This window comes from Oculatella sp. LEGE 06141, from assembly GCF_015207605.1.
GTDB lineage: Bacteria > Cyanobacteriota > Cyanobacteriia > Elainellales > Elainellaceae > Oculatella.
The window spans coordinates 330,729-352,892 of record NZ_JADEWO010000001.1 but is presented as its reverse complement, the minus strand read 5'-3'; the positions used below and the strand labels follow the sequence as shown (position 1 = coordinate 352,892).

The window sequence follows — 22,164 nt, the reverse complement described above, 5'->3', positions numbered from 1 at the left end:
GGCTAGGGCTGGGGGTGGGTTCGTAGGGAAATTCGCCGATGAAGTCGGTCATGGGGTTTACTCCGGTTTGGCTTGCGTTAAGAAAGCCAAAAACCTAGCCACCCCGCGATAATTGCAGCGCAAAGCAGGGTGGCTGAAAGGAGTGCTAAAATCTCCCAAGCCGCCGCGTTGACTAGCACAACGTGGGGGTCAGCTATCCTTGGCGGCGGCCACCGTCTTGGATAGCGCTGACTAGATTTTTGGTATCCGGTTGCCTGCTGCGATCGATACACTAAGGCAACTTAACCCCTTACGATACGGTGTCTTTGAGGTGGAGTCAAGTGAGGTTAAAGAGTGTGCGTTTCTCTGGTAGAGAGGCTGAGCGATCGCTCCCTTGATGTTTAGAGGCGATCGCCTCTCTACCGATGAACTAGCGATCGCTGCTTTCGGTTTCTGGACGGGGTGGCAGGTTGCAGAGTTGGCGATCGTTCTTCTCAAAGATGCCCGATTCTATTCACTCAACTTCTGATCAGTTTTGACATACTGATAATCGTTCTAAAGCCTCTGGATGAGTAGTAAAGTATCCTTGACGGAGCCAAGCACAGCCCTGTGCCAGCAGGTTATCTAACCCATTGTCAACTCGCCACAAACGACCGACACCATTTGGTAAGAATGTAATCAAGTATTTACCATTAGGGCTTAAGTCAGAAGCAGATCCTAAAAACTCTGCTAAAACATCGCCAGATAGGTTGTAAAGCCGAGTAGTGCCGTCATCCGAAGCAACAACCAGTTGTTGCCCATCTGGGCTAAAGCTGACAAATCTTCCCTCAAACTCAGCGAGTGGATTGCCCGAGAGGTCATACAAACGGATAGAGTTCTCACCATATCTGTATGAGAAAGTCACCAGCCGCTGCCCATCCGGGCTGAAGCTGGCAGAGCTTCCCTCAAACTCAGCGAGTTGGTTGCCCGAGAGGTTATACAAACGGGTACGGTTCCCATCAATGCTTAAGGAAGCCACTAACCGCTGCCCGTCCGGGCTAAACTCGGCAAAGCTTCCCTCAAACTCAGCGAGTCGGTTGCCCGAGAGGTCATACAAACGGGTACGGTTCCCAACGCTTAAGGAAGCTACCAACCACTGCCCATCCGGGCTGAAGCTGGTAAAGATTCCCTCAAACTCAGCGAGTTGATTACCCAAGAGGTCATACAAACGGGTACGGTTCCCAACGCTTAAGGAAGCTACCAACCACTGCCCATCCGGGCTGAAGCTGGTAAAGATTCCCTCAAACTCAGCGAGTTGATTACCCAAGAGGTCATACAAATGGGTGCCGTTCCCCGAGGCAATCACCAACTGCTGCCCATCCGGGCTAAACTCGGCAAATCCTCCCTCAAACTCAGTGAGTTGATTGCCTGAGAGGTCATACAAACGAATAAGTTGATTTGCTGAGGAAGTTACCAACAGTTGCCCATCTGGACTGAATCTGGCATAGCTTCCCCGAAAGTCCTTTGACTGAATGCTGGAGAGACTATACAGGTGAATAGGGCTTTCGGCAGTGTAGGAGATGCGGTCACTAGATGGATCAACTACCAACCATTGCCCATCTGGACTGAAATCAGCGGTTGGGCCCTCAAATTCAGCGAGTTGATTACCTAAGATGTCATATAAACGAACAAGTTGATCAGTTGAGGAAGTCACCAACCGTTGCCCATCAGGGCTGAATTTAACATGGCCTCCTTCAAACTCAGCAAGTTGATTACCTAAGATGTCATACAAATGGGTACGGCTCCCTGAGGCAATCACCAACTGCTGCCCATCTGGGCTAAAACTGGCATCAAATCCTTCAAACTCAGCGAGTTGATTGCCTGAGAGGTCATATAAACGGATAGAGTTCTCATCATATGGGGATGTTACTAACCACTGTCCATCTGGGCTAAAACTGGCATCAAATCCTTCAAACTCAGCAAGTTGATTGCCTGAGAGGTCATATAAACGGATAGAGTTCTCATCGTATGAGAATGTCACTAACCGTTGTCCATCTGGGCTAAAGCTGGCAGAGCTTCCCTCCAACTCAGCGAGTAGGTTGCCCAAGATGTCATACAAATGGGTACGGTTCCCAATGCTTGAGAATGCTACTAATTGCTGCCCATCCGGACTGAAGCTAGCATCAAATCCCTCGAACTCAGCGAGTAGGTTGCCTGAGAGGTCATACAAACGGCTACTGTTGCTAGGGAATGAGGAAGTTACCAATCGTTGTCCATCCGGACTGAAGCTAGCATCAAGTCCCTTGAACTCAGCGAGTAGATTGCCTGAGAGGTCATACAAACGGCTACCGTTGCCAGGGAATGAGGAAGTTACCAATCGTTGTCCATCCGGACTGAAGCTAGCATCAAATCCCTCAAACTCAGCGAGTTGATTGCCTGAGAGGTCATATAAACGGCTACGTTTCTCACTGCGTGAGTGAATTATCAAGTGCTGCCCATCCGGGCTAAAGCTGGTATCAGATCCGAGAGGAAACACATTCGGTTCCAAAACACTGTTGACAGCCGTTCGTAAAGCTAATATTGGGCTAGTTGCTGGATAGTCCTTTAATGCCAGCATATTGCTGTCGGTAGAACTATCTCGAATCAAGTCTTTCAAGCTTTGTCCTAGTTCCATTGCAGATAGCAATATCTCAATACCTCTAAAGCGACTTAGCTGAAATCTCAGTAAGTCAGATCCCCGTTGCTCCAACCTGGTTCCTTCTTGGGCTTGCTCACGCTCTGTTCTTGCTCCTAAGGCTGCTACCTGTGCTTCTTCCTGTTGCTGCCTTGCTATGACTGCTGCTCGTTGAGCGTTTTGAGCAGCCTCTCCAACTTGTTGCTGTTGCTGCCGAGCTTGGGCAGCCTGAATCGTTGCTGCGTTAACTTGTCGAGTCGCATCTGCAATTCGCTGTTGTGACTGTCGTTCAATCCTGGCTCCCTCTTGTCTGGCCTCAGTCACTTCGCGATTAGCGATTCTCATGAGTTGGGTTGCATTAGTTTGCTCTTGTCGAGCTACTAATTCTTCCTGTTGCGCTTTTTGCGTCTCTTCAACAGCAGCTTCTAGGTCTTTCCTCGCTTTCATCGCTTCGCGGCCCAGAGATACCCCAGTCAATGCTGATATCAGTAATGTTGCCAACAAGACGCCAGAGCCAATCCGAATTCGCTGCTTTGCCTTATGGTTAGCTTCCTCCAGGATGCGGTTGGCTTCCTGCACCTCACGGTTAATCAAATTCTGGCTCGCCGTCAGAAACTGATAGTCATCACTGCTGAGGTTTTTGGTGGTTGCCCATTGCTGCGCTTCCAGTAAAGCATTGCCCCGCAACAGACGAGATTCATCCTGCTGCTGAGAACCAATCCAGGCTGTAATCGCCTCCGCATAGGGACGCAGTTCGGCCAAACCCCGATCGACCCAGGCTCGATCGAACACCGTTGCATAAATCCGGTTATACACCTGCAACCGTCCGTGTTGCTTCACCACCAAACCAGACAACCGCAGCTCCATCTGGTCACGACTATCCGTTGCCGCCAAACCCTCCTGCTGCACAATCTGCTGATATAGCCCCAACAGCCGCCCCGCCTGCTTTTCATTGCGGAGAATCCGATCGCGAATCGTCCGCAAATGCTCTGGCTCGTCCTGCGATTCCCAGTGCTGGATCACCTGCGTTTGCACTAAGCTCTCAATCCCTGCCGCTTCATTATTCTCAGGAATGGCATCAGGCGCGATCGCCACATATTGACAAATCTTTTGCGTCAGAAACGGCTGTCCCCCTGTCCAATCCAGCACCGCTTTAAGCACCGCCTTTGGATTTCCCACTTTCGACGCAAGCGCTTGCATCAGCGGTTCCGTTTCTGCTAATTGAAAGCCGCACAGTTCGATCGCCCGTCCAATATTAAAGGGAGTGCGCGTCTTATCCTGAATCAGATCAGAGGGCGTTGCCACCCCAAACAGCGCAAACGTCAAACGTTGATAAACGGGTTGATCAACCCGCTGGTTATAGCACGCCCGAATAAACGTAAAGAAATCATCGATCGGAAAGTCAAGGCTAAGGACGCTATCGATCTCATCAATAAAGATGACGATTTGCCCCGGCACCTCCGCCAACAGCACCTCATCAATAAACTCACCCAACCGCTGCACCGGAGTGAGAAAGTCGCGATCGCGCAACCAACTTCGCACGTTAACGGTTTGATGTAGCTCAAAGCTCTGCACCAACTTCCGGATGATACCCGCATACCACTGGTCAGCCGTGACTCCCTGCTCCCCCACCGTGGTGATGTCGATCGAGGCACAGGCCACTCCTGCCGTCTGCAAGCGCGTCATCGTCCGCACCCGCAAACTCGACTTGCCCATCTGCCGCGAATTGAGCACATAACAAAACTCACCCGCCAGCAATCCCTCATACAGATCGGTATCTGCCTGTCGCACCACATACGTTGGCGCATCTGCGGGTAAACTCCCCCCAACCTGATACATGTCACTCATTCCCGCCACTCCTTAGAGCCAACCTCCAAGCCATTCTTAGTTCAAAGTCCCCCAAAATTGGGGGATTTAGGGGGCCAATGCAGAGCATCCGATACATCTCAAACACCTTCTAAGCCTGCCTTACGAACCTTTGAGTTCCAACATTCAATCTGTGAGCATCAACATTCGATTTGTGAGCATTAGCATTTGAGTGGTAAACATCAACATTCAACTTGTAAACATCAACATTCGAGTAGTGAGCTTGAGCCGTGATAGTGAGAGGACATTTGAAACGTCGCAAATGTGCTGCATTCTCCCCCTAAATCCCCCAAAAATGGGGGACTTTCGAGCCATTTCTATTTCACAGTCCCGCGGAATTGGGGGCTGAGCACCTGCGGAACGCCAGAAAAGGAGGTCGTTCAGGTCGCAATCGACACTTCTAAAGCATCCTCTTACAGTCCGATCGCTCATTCCCTACCTCCTCACCGTTAAGCGATCGCCAAAATACTGCCGATATAAATTACATCGCGGCACCACCTCATTCCTCTGCAAATGCAAAATCCCCATACTGTGCAGTTGAAACGCCTGAATCGCTTCCAGTCGCACAGGCTGATTCGCAGTAAACACCCGCTTAGCCGCTGCCGCCAGTTCTGGACGCTGTTCCAAATTCCACAAATGGCGACGCAGATGATCGGCGTATAAACCCGCTTCCGTTGGAGCCGATCGCAACAGATCCGCCAGCGAAATCTCTTGCCGCGCAACGTGATACAGCGCTACCCGTACTAAATAAGGATGACCACCCACCATATCCATCAGGGATGTAACCTGCTCCAGCGTCCAATCCAGTCCATGACGGTGGGCTAAATCCAACACCTGTGCGGGCGTAAACTCCGGAAGTTCGATCGGCAGTCCCACATTAAACGGCGACTGATTGATATTCAGCGGAATATACACCTCTGTGGAATGCACCACTACCAGCCGCAGCTTCTTCCACACCTCCCGCGTCTTCGCGTCCTCATGCCATGCCCGCAGCAAACCAAAAAAATCTGAAGCAATCTCTGGATGCTGGAACACCATATCCACCTCATCCAGTCCCAACGCCAGCGGTGCCGAAATTTCCGGCAGCAAATACTCCTCAAAATAAGCAGTGCAGTTGTCCTTACTGCCAAACATCTCATCCCAGTAGTCCGTTAGCTTATTGGGAATCCGCAATCTGCGTCCCACACTGGCACAAAACCAGCGCAAGAACTTATCCAGATCCGCAAAAATCGCGGCATCCGCAATCTGAAAGCTCAACGGCACCGTGAGACAGCCCTGCTCACCCGCATGGTGCAACAGCCTCGACATCAACGACGTTTTGCCCATCTGCCGGGGCGCTTTGATGCGAATTAACGCCCCCGGTTTCGTGATCGTTTCGTAGCCGTTTTGTTCAATTGGCGATCGTTCCACATAAAACTTCGATGCCAGATCCACCTGTCCACCGGGAAGTTCGGGTTCAGCAACGGGAAGCGGTGGCGTATCGGTAGAAGGGAGAGTGGGGGGAGTGGCAACATCGTCTACATCGGCAAGGCGGTTTCCTGTCGCTAATAGCTCAAGAACCTCTTGCAGAATAATCGGCGTATCATTTGAGGACTTCCATTCTCGCTGCTGAATCCGGTTCAGGTAGCCGCGCAAATCATAATTCAGCGGCGAACTCATCGGAAACTGAACCCGAATCGGCAAGATGACTGGCTTCTCTCCAGACCGCAAATCGCGTAACTCTCTGGCTCGGCGCACTTCCTCCGTCACCATTTCACTGGTGGCAGATTGCGATGAGAGCAACAGCAGAAAGTAATCACAGCGCTCTAATGCCTGATCAATGCGCTGCGACCAGCGATCGCCCAAACGAATGCTTTCAGCAGCCATGAACACCTCATGTCCAGCACTCTGTAACGTCTGAGAGAATTGGTGGGCAAGGCTCTGGTCAGGCTCTTGGCTGCGATAGCTAATGAAAACTTGAACAGGCTGGCCTTCAGCCGAATTGAGATGCATGTGACGATCGATTGAACTGGGGCTGTGTGTTCAGTGTAAGGGGATGTTGAAAAAGTATCCAATGTCTCCTGTAAGGGCGTCGGGCTACAAGCAACACCTTTAAAACATCTTCTAAGGGGCGATCGCAAAACCCTCAGCCGTTTTACAGATCTCTCAACGATCGCACTCTACACCCAGCAACACAGAACCCCACTCACACAATTGAGCGATCGGCCTCACCAGCAGAGGTCAACGGATTGAAATAGAACGGCTAAAACAAATTCAGTTGGGCAGGCGGTTGCTCCAAACCAGTCCACGGCAACGGTGGCACAGGCGCGTGTTGCTGTTCCAACGATTCTTGAAAATAACGAGCTGTCGTGGGCGATCGCACCTCCTGCGGACAGTGAACAAAGAAGTAAATTTGCGTACCCTGGCGCAACCACTGGTCTACCTGCGTCACCCACTCGCTTAAATACGATTCATTCATTGTTAACTCCGGGTGGCTGATGTAGCGCACCAAACTAAAATCAGCGGTTACGGTCAAATCTAGAGGCAATCTGGGTTTGCGCCGTTCTGAATGCAGTTGCGGATCATCGGGACACTCATAAATAGGACGCGTATCGAGCAGCACCCGTCCCACACCTAACCGCTGAAGTAGCGTGTTAAGCGGCCTGGCCTGCGGCACCTGAAACCAATCAGGATGGCGCACTTCTAAGGCCAGTTGCGCGGTGTGCCGAGGAAACGCCTCTAAAAAGTGGGTTAGATCGGCCAGTTGTGCGGGGCTATAGCTGGGTGGCAGTTGGGCAAATATAGGGCCAAGCCGATCGCCCAACCCGCTCATCAGTTCCACAAAGGCGATCGCCTCTGGAAGCCTGGGAGCCAGTAATCCCTGATGCGTAATAGACTTGGGTAACTTGAGGCAAAACTTAAAGCCGTCGGGCGTTTCGTGTACCCACCGCTTAACCGTGGTGCGATCGGGAACCGAGTAGAACGTAGTGTTGCCTTCAACTGTAGTGAAGCGATGGCTATAAAGCGACAAAAAGTCGGCGGCTCTGCTGCCAGATGGAAACAATTCACCTACCCACTCTTTGTAAGCCCAAACCGCACAACCCAGGTGAAAATTCATGAATTTAATGCAGGAACCGTAAGGACACTGAAATGACTATAGTTGGAGACTTTAACCTTAAACAACCAGCGATCGCCTATTACTAAAAAAGACGCACTGAAAGACGCACTGATGCTGATGCCTAAACGGTTGTTGTCAATGGCTTATACCCCAGTTAAGGCGCGATCGTTTGGTATTAAAACCGTTATCCTGTACTCTATAATTTACTTTGTTAAAATATCAAACTTGCTGGAACTTGTATGTTAATTCGGGGTTCTAACAACATGCACGGTTTATCAAGTTTGGTTTCAGCTTTACTATGCAAAAAACGTTATTAACGCTGCTAACAACGTCAGGGTTGTTGTTAACGCCTGTTATTTTGCCTGAAGCGGCACTGGCACAGCGGGTGGTGGATATCAATCCGGGTGTAGACAGCCAAAATGTGTCCTCAGACACTCCAATTTCAGGCCAGTTTGATCCGGGTACCGGGCCAGCCGTCGATGCTGCTTCGGTGCGAGTGTACGTCAACGGGCAGGATGTCACCAGCCGCAGCACGGTGACGCGCAACTTCTTTACCTATCGTCCCGATCGGCCATTTCCGCCTGGAGCCGTTCAAGTTCGGGTCGATTACCGCAACGTGAACGGTCAGCAACGCAGTGTGGCCTGGTCGTTTACTGTTCAAGAGCCTCGTAACGCGATTCAAATCGATTCCGTTACCCACAACGCCACCAGTAATGCTCTGGCTCCCGGAGCAACGTTTGCGGTTACTGTGAACGGTACGCCCGGTGCCCAGGCAACTGTACTGCTGATTCAAGATGGACGCACGGTGCGTGAGCTACCCGCCCAGGAGGTTGGCACGGGAGTTTATACCGCTACCTTAAGATTGCAAAATAGCGATCGCGTCAACGAAGGGATTGTCGTCGCCCGCTTGCGTCGGCAAACCCAAACCACCTATGCCGCAGCTTCTCAGCCTGTGGTGTTCAGCGCCAGCGGTAGCGGTTCCACCGAAGCCCCTCAAACGGGCGGCACAACGGGCGGTACAACGAGTGGAACAACGGGCGGCACAACCAGCCCAACCAACGGCAACGACCTTAGACCTCAGTTTACGAGTCATCGTGAAGGAGCTTCGGTCAGCGGTAGAGGCTTCACCCTGACAGGTCGAACTCGCCCCAACGCCACTGTTACCGTTGACGTTACATCTGGGGTGTCTGTGTTGGGTTTGAATGTGGCTGGTGAAACGCTGGTAAACAATCGAACGGTGACTGCAAATAACAACGGCGAGTTTGAACTGGCGGTTCCTGCTCCACGCATTCCGGTTCCTGGCACTCGTTACACCGTTCGGGCGACGGCTCGTAGCGGTAACGAAACCAGCGCAGAAACTCGAATCACGCTAACTCAAGACTAAGTACCGTTCTCTGAACCCTGTACGTCCTGCGTAGAGATGCGAGCGCTCGCGTCTTTATAGGACAATCCAGCAACATCTATTGCCGACTGCGCCATTGGGCGATCGCCACTTGGGCGTTGGCATAGACTGGCGTATCGGATGGCACCAGGGCAGCGGTTTGGATGGCATCTCCAAACCTGCCCTGGTTTGCCCGAGAGCGAGCCATATTCAAAATGGCGGCGCTCCACTGGTTTTTGAATGATTGCGCTTCGGCATACAGCGGTTGGTTGGGCTGAATACTGCGAACCGTGGCGATCGCCCGATTGTAGGACGAGGCTTGATATTGCCGAATCGAATTTTGGGCTTGCTCTAAAATCGCCTGATTGGCTTTGGTACGTTGCCACTGCACAATCGACGCTTGCACCGCCGGATAGACTGTCGTTCGGTCGGGTGGAATCAAACGAGCCGCTGCGATCGCCGAATCAAAATTCCCTCGGCTGGCTCGTCCCTGTGCCATGTCCCAAATCACCTGGCTCCAGCGTTCAATATCCTGTGCCGCTTGTTCGGCAAGCGGCTCACCCGGACGAATCCGGCGAACTTTGGCGATCGCGCGGCTAAAATCGGACGCTTGATTGACTCGGCTAGAATTTCTGGTTTCGTTGAGCAGCGCTCGCGCTTCGTTCAACAATCCTTGATTGGCCTGCTGGCGAAGCTGGTTGTACTCTTGATTTCGCTGCGCTTGCGGAACCTGATCCAGAATGTTGAGGGCTGGCTCATATTGTCGCGCCTGGAGAGCTGTTCGCGCTCCGCTCAACAAGTTAGAGGATTGAGCGCCAGCCAGCCCATTTTGCCCCGTTGGCGGATTTGGCTCACTGCCTGTGTTTCCTCCAATGGTAGGAGGTGGTTGGGCAGGAGTGCCTTCGGGCGAAACAGACGTAGATGAATCAGATGAATTAGATGAATCAGATGAATTAGATGGGTCAGTCGAATCTTCCAGGTTGAAAAAGTTTGTTGCTGAACCGTCTCCTGCTGAGCCATTTCCAGGTTCGCCCGTGGCTCCTTCTCCAGTCGCAGTATCCGCTGATGTACCCGGTTGGGGAGAACCGGGTGGGGTGGTGCTGGTTGCGTCAGAAGGCGGTGGGTCAGGAGTCGCAGGACGAAAGAGAACAGATTGGTTGCGTAACAACACCAGCAGCAGTAGCGCCAGCGCGATCGCCCCTCCCCACAGCAGCAGTCGTCGCCAAAAGAGATCGTCTGCCACATTGGTGGAATCACCAGCATTCATAGCATCATTGGCTGCTGTTGGCTCCTGCGGCGTTGCCACCGGAATCAACGCAGTTGAGGCGGTTCCATTGTCGTAACCTCCAGTGCCGTTGGTATTAGAGCCATTGGCGGGCACAAACCCATTCGTTGCCGGATGGGTTGAAGTCGCAGCGGAATGGAGTTCATCCCAGGCCGTATCATTAGGCCGTGCATGGGCTACTCCGGCACCAACCACACCCGCCCCAATCCCTGCGCCAACTGCTGCCCCCACGGGTGCGTTCTTGGATTGCGGTAAGGCAAACTGATAGCGTTTGGTATCGGGAATGATCGCGGCTGGGTCTTGCCTGGGTCGCCAGTGGTGCTCGCTCAGTTCAGGAACGCGATCGCTGACATAGTGTTCTAAGTGATCCAGAGTGATGCAGCCGTGGTAGCGCATTCCTTCCAGCAGTGCGGCTGTAAACAGTCCGTGCCGTAGCGCCAACGTTTCGTGGGAAAACTGATCGGGCGCACAGGATAAAAGGGTTGGAATCCCGTAGCGTTTTGCCAGGGCTGCGGTTTGAGCGCCGACGCGATCGCCTGCTTTAGCGCCCTGGCTGCGGTTGATATCGAGAACCAGCAGAATATTATCGGTTGGAGCCGTGCGGAGGGTTTTGAATAGCGCCTCTACCGAAATGCCCGTTGCCGGAACCTGGGTAGAGTCTCCCTCCATCGGCATTAAATAGTCTCGACCATCGCACTGTACGCCGTAGCCGCTGAAAAAACACCATAAAAAATCGTCAGGCTGCAATCGGTGCTGGCACAGCCGAGCGACATGGGATTGAATGTTCTCCCGGCTGGGATGAATGGCGGTTTCATCGAATGCGGGCGATGTATCTGTTAAGAGCAGACAGCGATTGGGCGCAAACCCTGCTTCGCCAACCCAGTAGTTACGCAACGCCATTGCGTCGTGTTGTGCGTACATCAGTGGCTGAAAGTGGTGATACTGATTGATGCCGATCGCAATCGCCCAGTAGTTAGTCATTACAGATGCCCTTAACAGTTACATCTCAGGGTGCCCAGAAGATAGCACAGGCCAGTCATGTATCGCCAAAATAACTTAGGTTGCAAATCGCTAGCAAACCCTAACCAGTTGCTAGCATTTCCAGATATCTTTACCAAATCACTTGAGTGGCTCGTTATCATCCGTTAAATCAACCCTCTAAGGAGCAAACGGTAGAAATGCAATCCTATGACCCCGCGGAACTGGAAACGTCTGCTAGCGCACTCAGCTCGACTCAAGTAGGCGGTTCGTCACACCATTGCCTGCCACTCCCATCCCGAAAACGATGGCGTTGCTACCAACCTGCTTCATTGGCGTTAGTTACAATTCTAGGCTTGACGGGGGGTGTGTGGTTGACAACCGCAACCCTGGTTGCTCCGATCGCCCATGCTTACACCAATCGGGCTACCATTACGCTCGATCGCCAACCGGGAGAGACATACCAAACGCTGTTGCGTCGGGCGGAAGCGGCTGCACGAGCGGCAACGCAACAAACGTTCGATCGCGACCTGCTGGTAACAGATGTGTCGGTGACGATCGTGGCGGAAACCGATGAAGGACTAATTGCGCCGGTGCTTGCCCTGGCCGTTAGCCGGACAGAATGGCGTCGCCTTCCCGATCCGCAGCGGTGGTCAACCTACTTTGAAAATGCCAGAGTGCTGTTGCGCCTCGACCAGCCAACGGCCACAGGGGGGCAAGCTGCGCCGATTCCGGTTTCTGCTCCAGTACCGTCTTTACCAAATGTAGACGCTGCGCCAGTTGTTGCCCCAACGCCCTAGTGTTGGGTTACGCCAAATCGATCCACTTGCCAAAGACATGGACTATTATTGAAAGGTTGTGCAAACTTAAACATTCACGTTATGGCAGTCCCTAAGAAGAAAACATCCAGCTCAAAGCGGGATATGCGAAAGGCAACGTGGAAGCGTAAAGCAGCATTAGAAGCTCAAAAAGCTCTTTCGCTCGGCAAATCTATTTTGACTGGACGCTCCAACAGCTTTGTTTATCCTGGTAACGAAGAAGAAGAGGAAGAAGAGTAAGCAAATTGAGAAGTTTGCTGTCTTTACAATTCTGTATAGCCATTCCGAAAGCGAGGTGCATCTGTACCCCGCTTTTTGGTTTTAGAGTAGAGAGAGGGCAAATCAGCCGGATTTGATCATTCAATCTGCCGCTATTCTGAACACTTATGCTAGGAAAATTCTTCCAAAAACCAGACCCCGACCTTCAAGACCGAGTTCCACCCGGACAGCACCTGGCTAAGGGGTTTCCGGTGTTGACCTATGGGCAGACACCCGACGTTACTACTAACGACTGGCAGTTTAAAATTTGGGGATTAGCAACGCCTAAAACGTTCACATGGGACGACATCATGGCGATGCCCCAAAGCGAGTTCACGGCTGATTTTCATTGCGTCACTACCTGGTCGAAGCTGGATGTGCAGTGGACTGGAGTGAAGGTGGTTGATTTTATGCAGCAGGTGGATCTGGCTCCTGATGCTGCATATGTGATGGAGCATTGCTATGGTGGCTACACCACCAATCTCGCGTTGGCTGATTTTCTAAAAGAGGAAAACTTCTTTGCTCATACTCTGTTTGGTGAGCCATTACCACCCGAGCATGGCGGGCCGTTGCGGTTAGTAGTGCCGCATTTATATGCCTGGAAAAGTGCTAAGTGGATTAACGGTCTGGAGTTTTTGAGCCAAGAAGACCTCGGTTTCTGGGAACGGAATGGCTATCATCGTCGGGGTGAACCGTGGTCAGAGGAACGGTATAGCGATCGCTTCTCGTAATCTGAAGAGTTGCAATAGTGGCTGGGTTGAAACGGCTTAAAGCTCTCCTGTGAGGGTGCCGCATTTTAGTCTGCACAATGGCTGCATCCCTCATGCTGCCTGCTCCGCACAGCTCTGGTATTGAAGTGCCCCAAACTGTTAACAGTACAGTTTGGGGTTAATTGGCTTGACTGCTGGACTTAAGGAATCGCCGTTTTTCCGGGGGCGATCGCTACATTTCATTACAGAGTCAGGAAAAGGCGATCGAATGCAATACAAATCATAAAGCTGTGCGTCTGCTGCTTTGATGTCGTTGGCGCTATTACCTTGACACTGCGGCTCATTCAGGCGCGATCTTGAGGCGACCAAGTGGGTCATTTTTTCGTCATTATGAAGGTTGAGTTCTTTTGTAGAGCTAGTTGTGCCTGTGCGGATGTCTGAAACGTGCTAAGCCCCAAGCGAACTGCCTCCTAAGTTCCTAAGTTTGGGGGACTTTCGAGCCAATTCTGTCTTAAAAACCCTAGTTCTAGGGGGTAGGGGCGAATGCGAACCATTGCATCCCTTTTAGACATCCTCTGAGGTGCAGTGCTCTACCTACGGTTGGCAGGGTTACATGTTGGAATTTCTTAGGTCTGTCTTCGTTGCCAATGGGTTTATTCCTCACGGGCATTGCTATCTTTGGAAGCCAGAGTTGGTTGGTTTACATGTCCTCTCTGATTTCTGGATTGGCTGTGCGTATGTCGCCATCTCTTTAACGCTGGTGTATTTAGTCCGCAAAGCCAAGCTGCCTTTTCAGGGAGTGTTTCTGGCGTTTGGCTTGTTTATTGCGAGCTGCGGCGCGACCCACTTTATGGAGATTTTGACCCTCTGGTATCCGGTGTACTGGCTGTCAGGTGAGGTCAAGCTAATTACGGCGATCGCGTCTGTAACTACGGCGATTTTGCTGCCACCGCTCGTTCCCAAAGTGATAGCCCTGGTACAGAGTGCGGCTCTGGCAGAAGAACGTCGTCTTCAGCTAGAAGCGGCCAACCAGGAGCTAGAGACACTCTACGACCGGATTAAGCAACTCGACCAACTCAAAACTCAGTTTTTTACCAACATCAGCCACGAACTGCGAACTCCCCTGGCGCTAATTTTAGGCACAACTGAAAATCTGCTGGCCGAATGCACCCTTGCCGAAGAGCCGTATCGAGATCTGGATACGGTGAATCGCAATGCCCACATCTTGCTCAAGTACGTCAATGACTTGCTTGATATGTCGAAACTGGAAGCAAGCATGATGGAACTGCACCGCACCGAGGTTGACCTGGCTCAGTTGGTGCGGCAGACCGTGTCTTGTTTTGAATCCTTTGCTGCTGAACGCAAGATTGAAGTAGTGGTTAACGTACCTGCTTCGCTGTGGGTTGAAGTGGATGCCGAGAAGATGGAGCGGGTGTTGCTCAATCTGCTCTCTAACGCGTTTAAGTTTGTCCCGGTGGATGGCAAAATTCAGTGTCGTTTGGTGGCGGGCGATGTCGTTACGTTAGCGGTTGAGGATAACGGATCTGGTGTCCCGGTTGAACTGCAAGATGTCATTTTCGATCGCTTTCAGCAAGGAAACCGCAAAGCCAACCATTTGTCTGGCGGCACGGGCCTGGGTCTGGCGATCGCTAAAGAATTTGTTGAACTGCATCACGGTCAAATCACCGTGGACGAGGCGGCAGGGGGAGGCGCTATCTTTACTGTGGCGTTGCCGTGGGGCACCGTGTCCGAGCCGGTGGCTGCAATGGTTGCTGAGTCTGAGGGGGCGATCGCGGCTACTGAACCCAGAACAGTTCGGTTTGAATCCGTAGCGCAACAGGCAATCGCCACCCTGCAAACTGGGATGCCCCAACTTGAGGCGGATGGGGTAGGTGAGGCATTGGCTGCCGAGGATGACAGGCGATCGCTGGTATTAGTGGTTGAAGATAACCTCGATATGACCCGGCTGATTGCTAAAACATTAGGCAAAGAGTACCGAATTGTGACGGCGATCGACGGGGAGGATGGGCTAGAAAAAGCGCTGTCGCTTCAGCCTGACCTGATTCTGACCGATATCATGATGCCCCAAACCTCAGGGGACGAGCTGGTGCGAACCATCCGCTGCCATCCCGAATTAGATACGGTTCCTATCATCTTGCTGACGGCACGAGCCAGTAGTGAACTGCAAATCGAATTACTGCGATCGGGCGCACAGGATTATTTAATGAAGCCTTTCTCAATTGAGGAACTGCGGGTTCGAGTCGATAACCTGCTTGAAATTAAGCATGTGCGAGACGTACTGCAAGCGGAATTAGCCAACCAGCGGCAGGATGTCTCGGCCTTGGTGAGCAACGTCAGCCTGCGAAAGCAGGAATTGCAGGCGGCTCTGGTTGCATTGCAGCAGAGCGAAGCTCGATTTCGACGGGTGGCCGAGTCGAACATGATTGGCATTTTGTTCTGGAACCGCAACGGTGATGTGCTGGAAGCGAATGACACCTTTTTACAAACCGTTGGCTATACCCAGGCGGATCTAAAAGCAGGTCGGGTGCGCTGGCATGAAATGACACCGCCAGAATTTCGGGTTCAAGACGAGCAGGCGTTTGCCGAAATGGCCGTTCAGGGTGTCGCTACACCTTTTGAGAAAGAATATATTCGTCAGGATGGCAGCCGGGTGCCTGTTTTAATTGGAGCGGCTTTGCTAGAAGACGAAGAAGATCAGGGTGTTGCCTTTGTGCTGGATATTACCCAGCGCAAGCAAACAGAAGCGGCTCTCCAGGCGGCGTATGACGAGATGGAACTGCGGGTAGAAGAACGCACATCTGAACTGTCGCAAGCGAATGCGCGGCTTCAAGAGCAAATTGCAGAACGGGAAAAAGCAGAAGCGGCACTGCGCGTCAGCCAGGAGTCGATTCAATTGCTTTATGAGATTGTGGCCGCTCAACATCTCAGCTTTAGTGACAAGGTTCAGGCCATTCTAGAACTGGGGTGCGATCGCTTCCAGTGCCATTTGGGAATTTTGGCGCAGGTGACGGGTTTGGGTGCCGTGCCGTTGACGCAAGCCCGCTACGAAGTGATTGAGGTGCGATCGCAGCCGTGTGCATCGGCCCTTGCTGAACTGCCTGCGATCGAATTGGGGGCTGTGTTTGAGTTAGGGGATACTTTCTGTCGCCAGACCATTGAAGCGAGTAAACCGCTGAGTATCGAACATGCAGGACAAACCGACGAGTGGCACAGCCATCCTTGCTATCTCAACACCCAACTGGAAGCCTATATTGGCACCCCCATTTGGGTTCAAGGTGAGGTGTATGGCACATTAAACTTTTCCAGCCCAACTCCGCGTCAGATGCCATTTGCTGCTGAAGATAAGAAGTTTCTACAGCTTATGGCGCAATGGGTAGGAGGGGAAATTGCCCGTCAGCGCACCGAGCAGGCGCTAGCGCAAGAGCGAGAATTTTTGAAAGTGCTGTTGAACACGGTGAATGCTGGGATTGTTGCCTGCAATGCGGCGGGCATTCTCACCTTATTCAATCAGGCGGCTCGCGATCTGCACGGGTTGTCTGAACAGCCCATTCCTCTGGAAGAATGGACGCAGTACTACAACCTGTATCGGCCTGATGGCAAAACGCCCCTGCCATCCGATCAAATTCCGCTGATACGGGCATGGCAGGGCGAGCGAGTTTACAATCAGGAAATTGTGATTGTTTCGCAACAGGGTGTGGCTCGGACTCTGTTAACGAGTGGGCAAGCCATCGTTGATGCTCAAGGTGAAAAGCTGGGTGCGGTTGCCGTGATGCATGATATCAGCGATTGCAAACGCGCCGAGGAGCAAGTGCAGCAGCTTAACGCCGAGCTAGAACAACGGGTAATTGAGCGCACGGCTCAGCTAGAAGCCGCTAACCGTGCCAAGGACGAATTTTTAGCGACGCTGTCGCACGAACTACGAACGCCCCTGAATGCCATCTTGGGCTGGGCACAACTGCTGCGGAGCCGCAAGCTGGATGAACAAACCAGACACAAAGCTCTGGAGACGATCGAGCGCAATGCCAAATCGCAGGCGCAGCTAGTGAATGACATTCTGGACGTGTCGCGCATTATTCGGGGCAAGGTTCGGCTCAACCTGCGCTCGTTTAGCCTGGTGGCTGCGATCGAAGCGGCTTTAGACTCTGTGCGTCCGGCAGCAACCGCAAAGGGCATTCACATCGAGTCGGCGTATGACCAGGCAGCGCTGTCGGTGCTGGGTGATGCCGATCGCCTCCAGCAGGTATTTTGGAATTTATTGTCGAACGCTATTAAATTTACCCCGGAAGGCGGAAAGGTTTCCGTCCATCTGGAGCGAGTTGAAAACCGGGTTGTGGCAGCGGCACATGGCTCTGGTCAGGCTCAAAGTGTAGTAGCGGGTTCCCATGACGCAACGGTGGAGTATGTCCGAATTGAAATTAGCGACACCGGGCAGGGCATCAGCCCTGAGTTTTTGCCCCATGTGTTCGATCGCTTCCGGCAGGCGGATGGTTCCATCAGCCGCGCCCACAACGGTTTGGGATTAGGATTGGCGATCGTGCGTCATTTGGTAGAACTGCACGGCGGCACCGTTCAGGCTCACAGCCCTGGGGAAGGGCAGGGCGCAACGTTTAGCGTGATTTTGCCGCTCCGGGACACCCTTACAGCCGAGGGCTGGACTTCAGATGACATCACCTGACACAGGCACCCCTGGGGCGACGTTCAGTACTTCCACCTGAGACTGACCCGTATAATAGCTAGCGAACCTTGTGTCAGATGGACACTGTAAAGCGCCCGTCTAGCGTATCATCAAAAACCTGATCTGCCGTTTGTCGTGCCTTTAGATGACCGACCTATTTTCAATTGAGCAGTTGCGGGTGGCTTATCCCCACCAGCGCCATTCCAAGAATGCTGATCCGGCTGAGGCTGGATATGTCCCGATCGACCGAACTCAGTGGGCGGTTGACGGTGTTTCCCTGTCGCTCCAGCCTGGAGAAAGGCTGGGGTTGGTGGGTGAGTCGGGATGTGGTAAATCAACGCTGGGACGGGCGGCAATGCGGCTGTTGCCTGCGTCTACTCGCACAGAAGGGCGAGTGTTGTTTGAAGGCAATCCCGTTTTCGAGTTCAATTCAACTCAACTGCGGCGGTTTCGGGGAGAAGCGATCGCCCTCATCTTTCAAGACCCCATGACGCGGCTTGACCCGGTGATGACCATTGGCGATCACTGTATCGAAACGCTGCTGGCACATCAGCCGCAGCTTTCTCATCAGGAGGCCAAAACACGCGCCCTGGCGACCCTGGAAGCGGTTAGCATTCCGGCGAGCCGATGGGCGCAGTATCCCCACGAATTTAGCGGTGGTATGCGGCAACGGGTGGCGATCGCGCTGGCGCTGTTGCTCAACCCCAAACTAATTGTGGCGGATGAGCCAACCACCAGCCTGGATGTGACGGTATCTGCTCAAATTTTGCGGGAGCTGACTCGCCTGTGCAAAGAGCGGCAAATGGCGCTACTGCTGATTTCCCACGACCTGGCACTGGTCAGCGAATATTGCGATCGCATTGCTGTGATGTACAACGGCAAACTGGTTGAATTGGGAAAAGTGCAGTCGGTTTTGACTCAACCCCAGCACCATTACACGCGATCGCTGTTGCAGGCCGCTTTACACCTGCATACCGAGGACGAACCAGACCAACGAGGAGCTGGAACAGCGCTAACTCCAGCCTCAACTGCTGTGGCCGCTGCACCGTTGCTGCGGTTACAAAACCTGCAAAAACACTACACGCTAGAGCAAAACTTCGTCACTCGGCTGTTTGGCAACACAGCCGACCGAACCATTAAAGCTGTGGATGGAGTTAGCCTGGATCTACACGCAGGCGAAATTTTAGGGTTAGTGGGCGAATCGGGGTGCGGCAAAAGTACTCTGTCTCGCACTATCTTGCGGCTGATTCACCCTACGGCTGGACGAATTGAGTTCCTGGGGCACGATTTGACACGACTCTCTCGGCAAGCAATGCAGCAGCAGCGACGGCAGATGCAGATGATTTTTCAAGACCCCCATGCCTGCCTCAACCCATTGATGACGGTAGGCCAGAGCATTACCGACCCCCTGCTGATTCATCGCTTAGCCCATGCGGCGGAGGCAAAAACTCGAACGCTGCAAATGCTAGAGCGGGTTGGGTTGGCTCCGGCGGATGATTACTACCATCGCTATCCCGGTGATTTATCGGGAGGGCAACAGCAGCGTGTGGCGATCGCCCGTGCTTTAGTCACCCATCCCAAACTGCTGATTTGCGATGAGCCAGTAAGTATGCTGGATGCTAGTGTCCAGGCTCAGGTGCTTAACCTGATGCTGGAGTTGAAGCAAGAGTTTGACTTAACCTACCTGTTTATTACCCATGACCTTTGGGTGGCTCGCTTTTTCTGCGATCGCATTGCGGTTATGAACGCTGGACAAATTGTGGAGCTTGGCTTAACTCAAGACATCTTCACCCAACCTCAACACCCTTACACCAAAACCTTGCTGGATGCTGCGCCTCTGCTGACTCGGCTGTAGATCTGTTGCAGCACTCAGTACCTGGATGGAACTAACCCCCGGTCGCCTGGGTCTGGATTAGAATGAGCCTAGGCTCTTCCGTTGCGTTTCTGAGTTTTTCAACCTCGAAACGCATTATTCATTACACAATACAGCTTTAGATTTCGTTAATTTTGTGTAATATCTTTAGAAGTGCTTCGCGTTATTGCTTGCTTTTATCCAATTTCGCCTCGTTTTAGGCATATTTAGAGCTATCCATGTTTGGTCTAATAGGTCACCTTACCAGTTTGGAACATGCCCAGTCGGTTGCTAGAGAGCTAGGTTATCCCGAATATGCCGATCAGGGCCTAGATTTTTGGTGCAGCGCTCCACCGCAAATCGTAGACACTATCAAAGTGACTAGTGTTACCGGTCAGCAAATTGAGGGGCATTATGTCGAGTCTTGCTTTCTCCCTGAAATGTTGGCTAGCCGACGGATCAAGGCGGCAACGCGCAAGATCATCAACGCGATGGCGCACGCTCAAAAGCACGGGATCAACATCACGGCGCTAGGTGGGTTTTCGTCCATCATCTTCGAAAACTTTAACTTGCAGCAAATTCGCCAGGTGCGAAACGTCAAGCTGGAGTTCGAGCGATTCACCACGGGCAACACCCACACGGCTTACATTATCTGCCGTCAGGTTGAACAGGCATCTAAACAGCTAGGCATTAACCTCTCCGAGGCCACGGTGCTGGTGTGCGGTGCAACGGGGGATATTGGCAGTGCGGTTTGCCGCTGGCTCGATGCGCGAACGGATGTTGCTGACCTGATTTATGTCGCCCGTAACCAGGAACGGCTTCAGGCGCTTCAGTCTGAGCTAATGCGGGGCAAGGTTATGAGCCTGGAAGAAGCGCTCCCCAAGGCCGATATTGTGGTGTGGGTTGCCAGTATGCCCAAAGGCGTTGAAATTGACCCGACAACGTTGAAGCAACCTTGCCTGTTAATTGACGGTGGCTATCCCAAGAACTTGTCGAAGACGCTGAAACATCCAGGAATTCACGTGTTAAACGGCGGCATTGTCGAGCATTCTCTCGACATCGACTGGAAGATTATGAGCATCGTCAATATGGATGTACCTGCCCGTCAACTGTTTGCCTGTTTTGCCGAATCCATGCTGCTGGAGTTTGAAAAGCTATATACCAATTTTTCCTGGGGACGGAACCAGATCACTCTGGAAAAAATGGATCTAATCGGTCAGGTGTCGGTCAAGCATGGGTTTCGTCCCCTGCTCGATCTCTGCTAAACCTGCTTTTTACGTTTGATACATTCACGAATGGTTATCCTTCTGGGGGTAACCATTCATGCTGAATATGGATACCCCGATCGCGCATGGTTTTTTCAAACAGCGGCGTGGAGAGTACCTGCTCTACGGGATAAACGCCCGGTTGGTGCAGTTGCCCCGATAGCAGAAGTTCGGCAATACTGCCCGTTCCATAGCCAGCAGCGATCGCCGTGTTGTTGTGTACAAGTGTGGAGCAAATGCGGCAAGCGTCTCCATCTTTTTGCCCCGTTACTTCCGAGCGAATCCCGACCCCAATGCCGCTGAAGGGATCGGTGGTTTGGGTCATGCGGTAGCTGACGTTGGCTAAAAACTCTGTTCCGCTCGGGTTCTGAATCCAGGATTTAGGAAAGATATGAGCCGCAATCCAGGTCAGACGGTTGTAAAAATCGGGAACCGAGCCAAACTTGGTCACTACCGTTTTAACGGGAAACGAATCCACCAGGGTAAACGTTTCGGGCATCTCGTACCAGTACACAAATACCTTGCCGTAGGGATCTGGTAGCTGAAGCAATTGGCGATCGCTGTAGGGCTTAATGGTTTGCCAGGTGCCGTCAATCCAGGCTTTGAAGGGATGCATTAACCCTAAAAAGGTAGTTCGCATCACCGTGATTCCGGCTCCACCCGACCCGCCTACCACATAGCTCAAGTGAATTTTCTCGGCAGAGTCAAGCTGCTCAACATCCCGGCGCACCATGCTGTTTGAAATGCCCGGAAAAATGCCGGAGTTGACGATAGCCGTAATGCCCGCTGCGGCTGCATCTTCGTGGCGAGCTAACACTTTGCGGGTAAAAGTGACATTGTCACTCACATCCAGATAGTTGATGCCCCGTTCAATGCAGTAATTTAGAACACTGGCATCTCGATAGTGAAATGGCCCCGCGCAGTGAATCACCAGATCTGCTGGAGTATTGGCAGAAGCGGGGTCTAACGACGCGATCGCCGCTTCTACCTCCGCCAAATTTGCCAGATCGAGCGACAAAAACTGAATGGGATGATCGTCATGGGCGATCGCATTTAGATCCGTTGCGGCAGGCGTGCGCCCGGTCGCTACAATTTGCGCCTTGGTATGAGTTGCCAGATCGCGCGCAACGCTGCTGCCAATGCGCCCTCTGCCTCCTAATATTAAAACCCGATTAGCCATTACTACAGTGGGGTGTCATCCCTTTCAGTTCACTAGACTTTGCTACTCGATTCATCGGCAGAAAGCATGAATTTACCAGATGAAGGATAAAAGAGGTTGATTAACGGCACAAGCTGCTCAGTTTACCCTTCATTGGGATGGTGCGC

The 22,164-nt window shown here is 52.4% G+C and carries 14 protein-coding genes; 8 read left to right on the top strand and 6 right to left on the bottom strand.

What is annotated here, in order from left to right; all coding sequences use genetic code 11:
- Positions 1 to 373: 373 nt before the first annotated feature.
- Positions 374 to 508: a hypothetical protein gene (locus tag IQ268_RS32670; protein WP_255527126.1), complete on the top strand. Its 135-nt coding sequence runs from the start codon at positions 374 to 376 to the stop codon at positions 506 to 508.
- Here IQ268_RS32670 and IQ268_RS01580 read toward each other — a convergent pair whose 3' ends face one another.
- The 3 genes from IQ268_RS01580 to IQ268_RS01570 form a co-directional block, all read right to left on the bottom strand.
- Complete coding sequence (locus IQ268_RS01580; protein WP_193874812.1) at positions 509 to 4,480, bottom strand: AAA-like domain-containing protein; 3,972 nt, start codon at positions 4,478 to 4,480, stop codon at positions 509 to 511.
- Positions 4,481 to 4,933: 453 nt separating this feature from the next.
- On the bottom strand, positions 4,934 to 6,490 hold the full coding sequence (locus tag IQ268_RS01575) for an AAA-like domain-containing protein (RefSeq protein ID WP_193874810.1): 1,557 nt from the start codon (positions 6,488 to 6,490) through the stop codon (positions 4,934 to 4,936).
- A 250-nt stretch (positions 6,491 to 6,740) separates the two neighbouring features.
- Entirely contained in the window at positions 6,741 to 7,595 is an 855-nt protein-coding gene (locus IQ268_RS01570; protein WP_193874808.1) for a DUF72 domain-containing protein, read from the bottom strand.
- 298 nt (positions 7,596 to 7,893) lie between these two features.
- Here IQ268_RS01570 and IQ268_RS01565 point away from each other — a divergent pair, with 298 nt between their 5' ends.
- A complete protein-coding gene (locus IQ268_RS01565; RefSeq protein ID WP_193874807.1) occupies positions 7,894 to 8,979 on the top strand; it encodes a hypothetical protein in 1,086 nt (361 codons plus the stop codon).
- A gap of 76 nt (positions 8,980 to 9,055) precedes the next feature.
- Here IQ268_RS01565 and IQ268_RS01560 read toward each other — a convergent pair whose 3' ends face one another.
- Positions 9,056 to 11,242 carry a caspase family protein gene (locus IQ268_RS01560; protein ID WP_193874805.1) on the bottom strand — a complete coding sequence of 729 codons (2,187 nt, stop codon included), beginning with the start codon at positions 11,240 to 11,242 and terminating at the stop codon, positions 9,056 to 9,058.
- Positions 11,243 to 11,571: 329 nt separating this feature from the next.
- On the opposite strand from IQ268_RS01560, the gene IQ268_RS01555 reads away from it, so the two are divergent.
- From IQ268_RS01555 to IQ268_RS01545, 3 genes are all read left to right on the top strand, one after another.
- Positions 11,572 to 12,039 (top strand): hypothetical protein, encoded by a 468-nt coding sequence (locus IQ268_RS01555; protein ID WP_228034979.1) that lies wholly within the window; start codon positions 11,572 to 11,574, stop codon positions 12,037 to 12,039.
- 81 nt (positions 12,040 to 12,120) lie between these two features.
- A complete protein-coding gene (gene rpmF, locus IQ268_RS01550) occupies positions 12,121 to 12,297 on the top strand; it encodes a 50S ribosomal protein L32 (RefSeq protein ID WP_193874801.1) in 177 nt (58 codons plus the stop codon).
- A gap of 146 nt (positions 12,298 to 12,443) precedes the next feature.
- Positions 12,444 to 13,046, top strand: coding sequence for a sulfite oxidase-like oxidoreductase (locus IQ268_RS01545; protein WP_193874799.1), 603 nt, complete (start codon positions 12,444 to 12,446; stop codon positions 13,044 to 13,046).
- 138 nt (positions 13,047 to 13,184) lie between these two features.
- On the opposite strand, the gene IQ268_RS01540 is transcribed toward IQ268_RS01545, so the two are convergent.
- Positions 13,185 to 13,403 carry a hypothetical protein gene (locus IQ268_RS01540; protein ID WP_193874797.1) on the bottom strand — a complete coding sequence of 73 codons (219 nt, stop codon included), beginning with the start codon at positions 13,401 to 13,403 and terminating at the stop codon, positions 13,185 to 13,187.
- A gap of 235 nt (positions 13,404 to 13,638) precedes the next feature.
- Between IQ268_RS01540 and IQ268_RS01535 the strand changes: the two genes are divergently transcribed.
- The 3 genes from IQ268_RS01535 (at position 13,639) to IQ268_RS01525 (ending at position 20,838) form a co-directional block, all read left to right on the top strand.
- Positions 13,639 to 17,721 (top strand): ATP-binding protein, encoded by a 4,083-nt coding sequence (locus tag IQ268_RS01535; RefSeq protein WP_193874795.1) that lies wholly within the window; start codon positions 13,639 to 13,641, stop codon positions 17,719 to 17,721.
- A 145-nt stretch (positions 17,722 to 17,866) separates the two neighbouring features.
- Positions 17,867 to 19,576: an ABC transporter ATP-binding protein gene (locus IQ268_RS01530; RefSeq protein WP_193874793.1), complete on the top strand. Its 1,710-nt coding sequence runs from the start codon at positions 17,867 to 17,869 to the stop codon at positions 19,574 to 19,576.
- A gap of 236 nt (positions 19,577 to 19,812) precedes the next feature.
- A complete protein-coding gene (locus tag IQ268_RS01525) occupies positions 19,813 to 20,838 on the top strand; it encodes a long-chain acyl-[acyl-carrier-protein] reductase (protein WP_193874791.1) in 1,026 nt (341 codons plus the stop codon).
- A gap of 34 nt (positions 20,839 to 20,872) precedes the next feature.
- Here IQ268_RS01525 and IQ268_RS01520 read toward each other — a convergent pair whose 3' ends face one another.
- Entirely contained in the window at positions 20,873 to 22,018 is a 1,146-nt protein-coding gene (locus IQ268_RS01520; protein WP_193874789.1) for a saccharopine dehydrogenase family protein, read from the bottom strand.
- Positions 22,019 to 22,164: the final 146 nt, after the last annotated feature.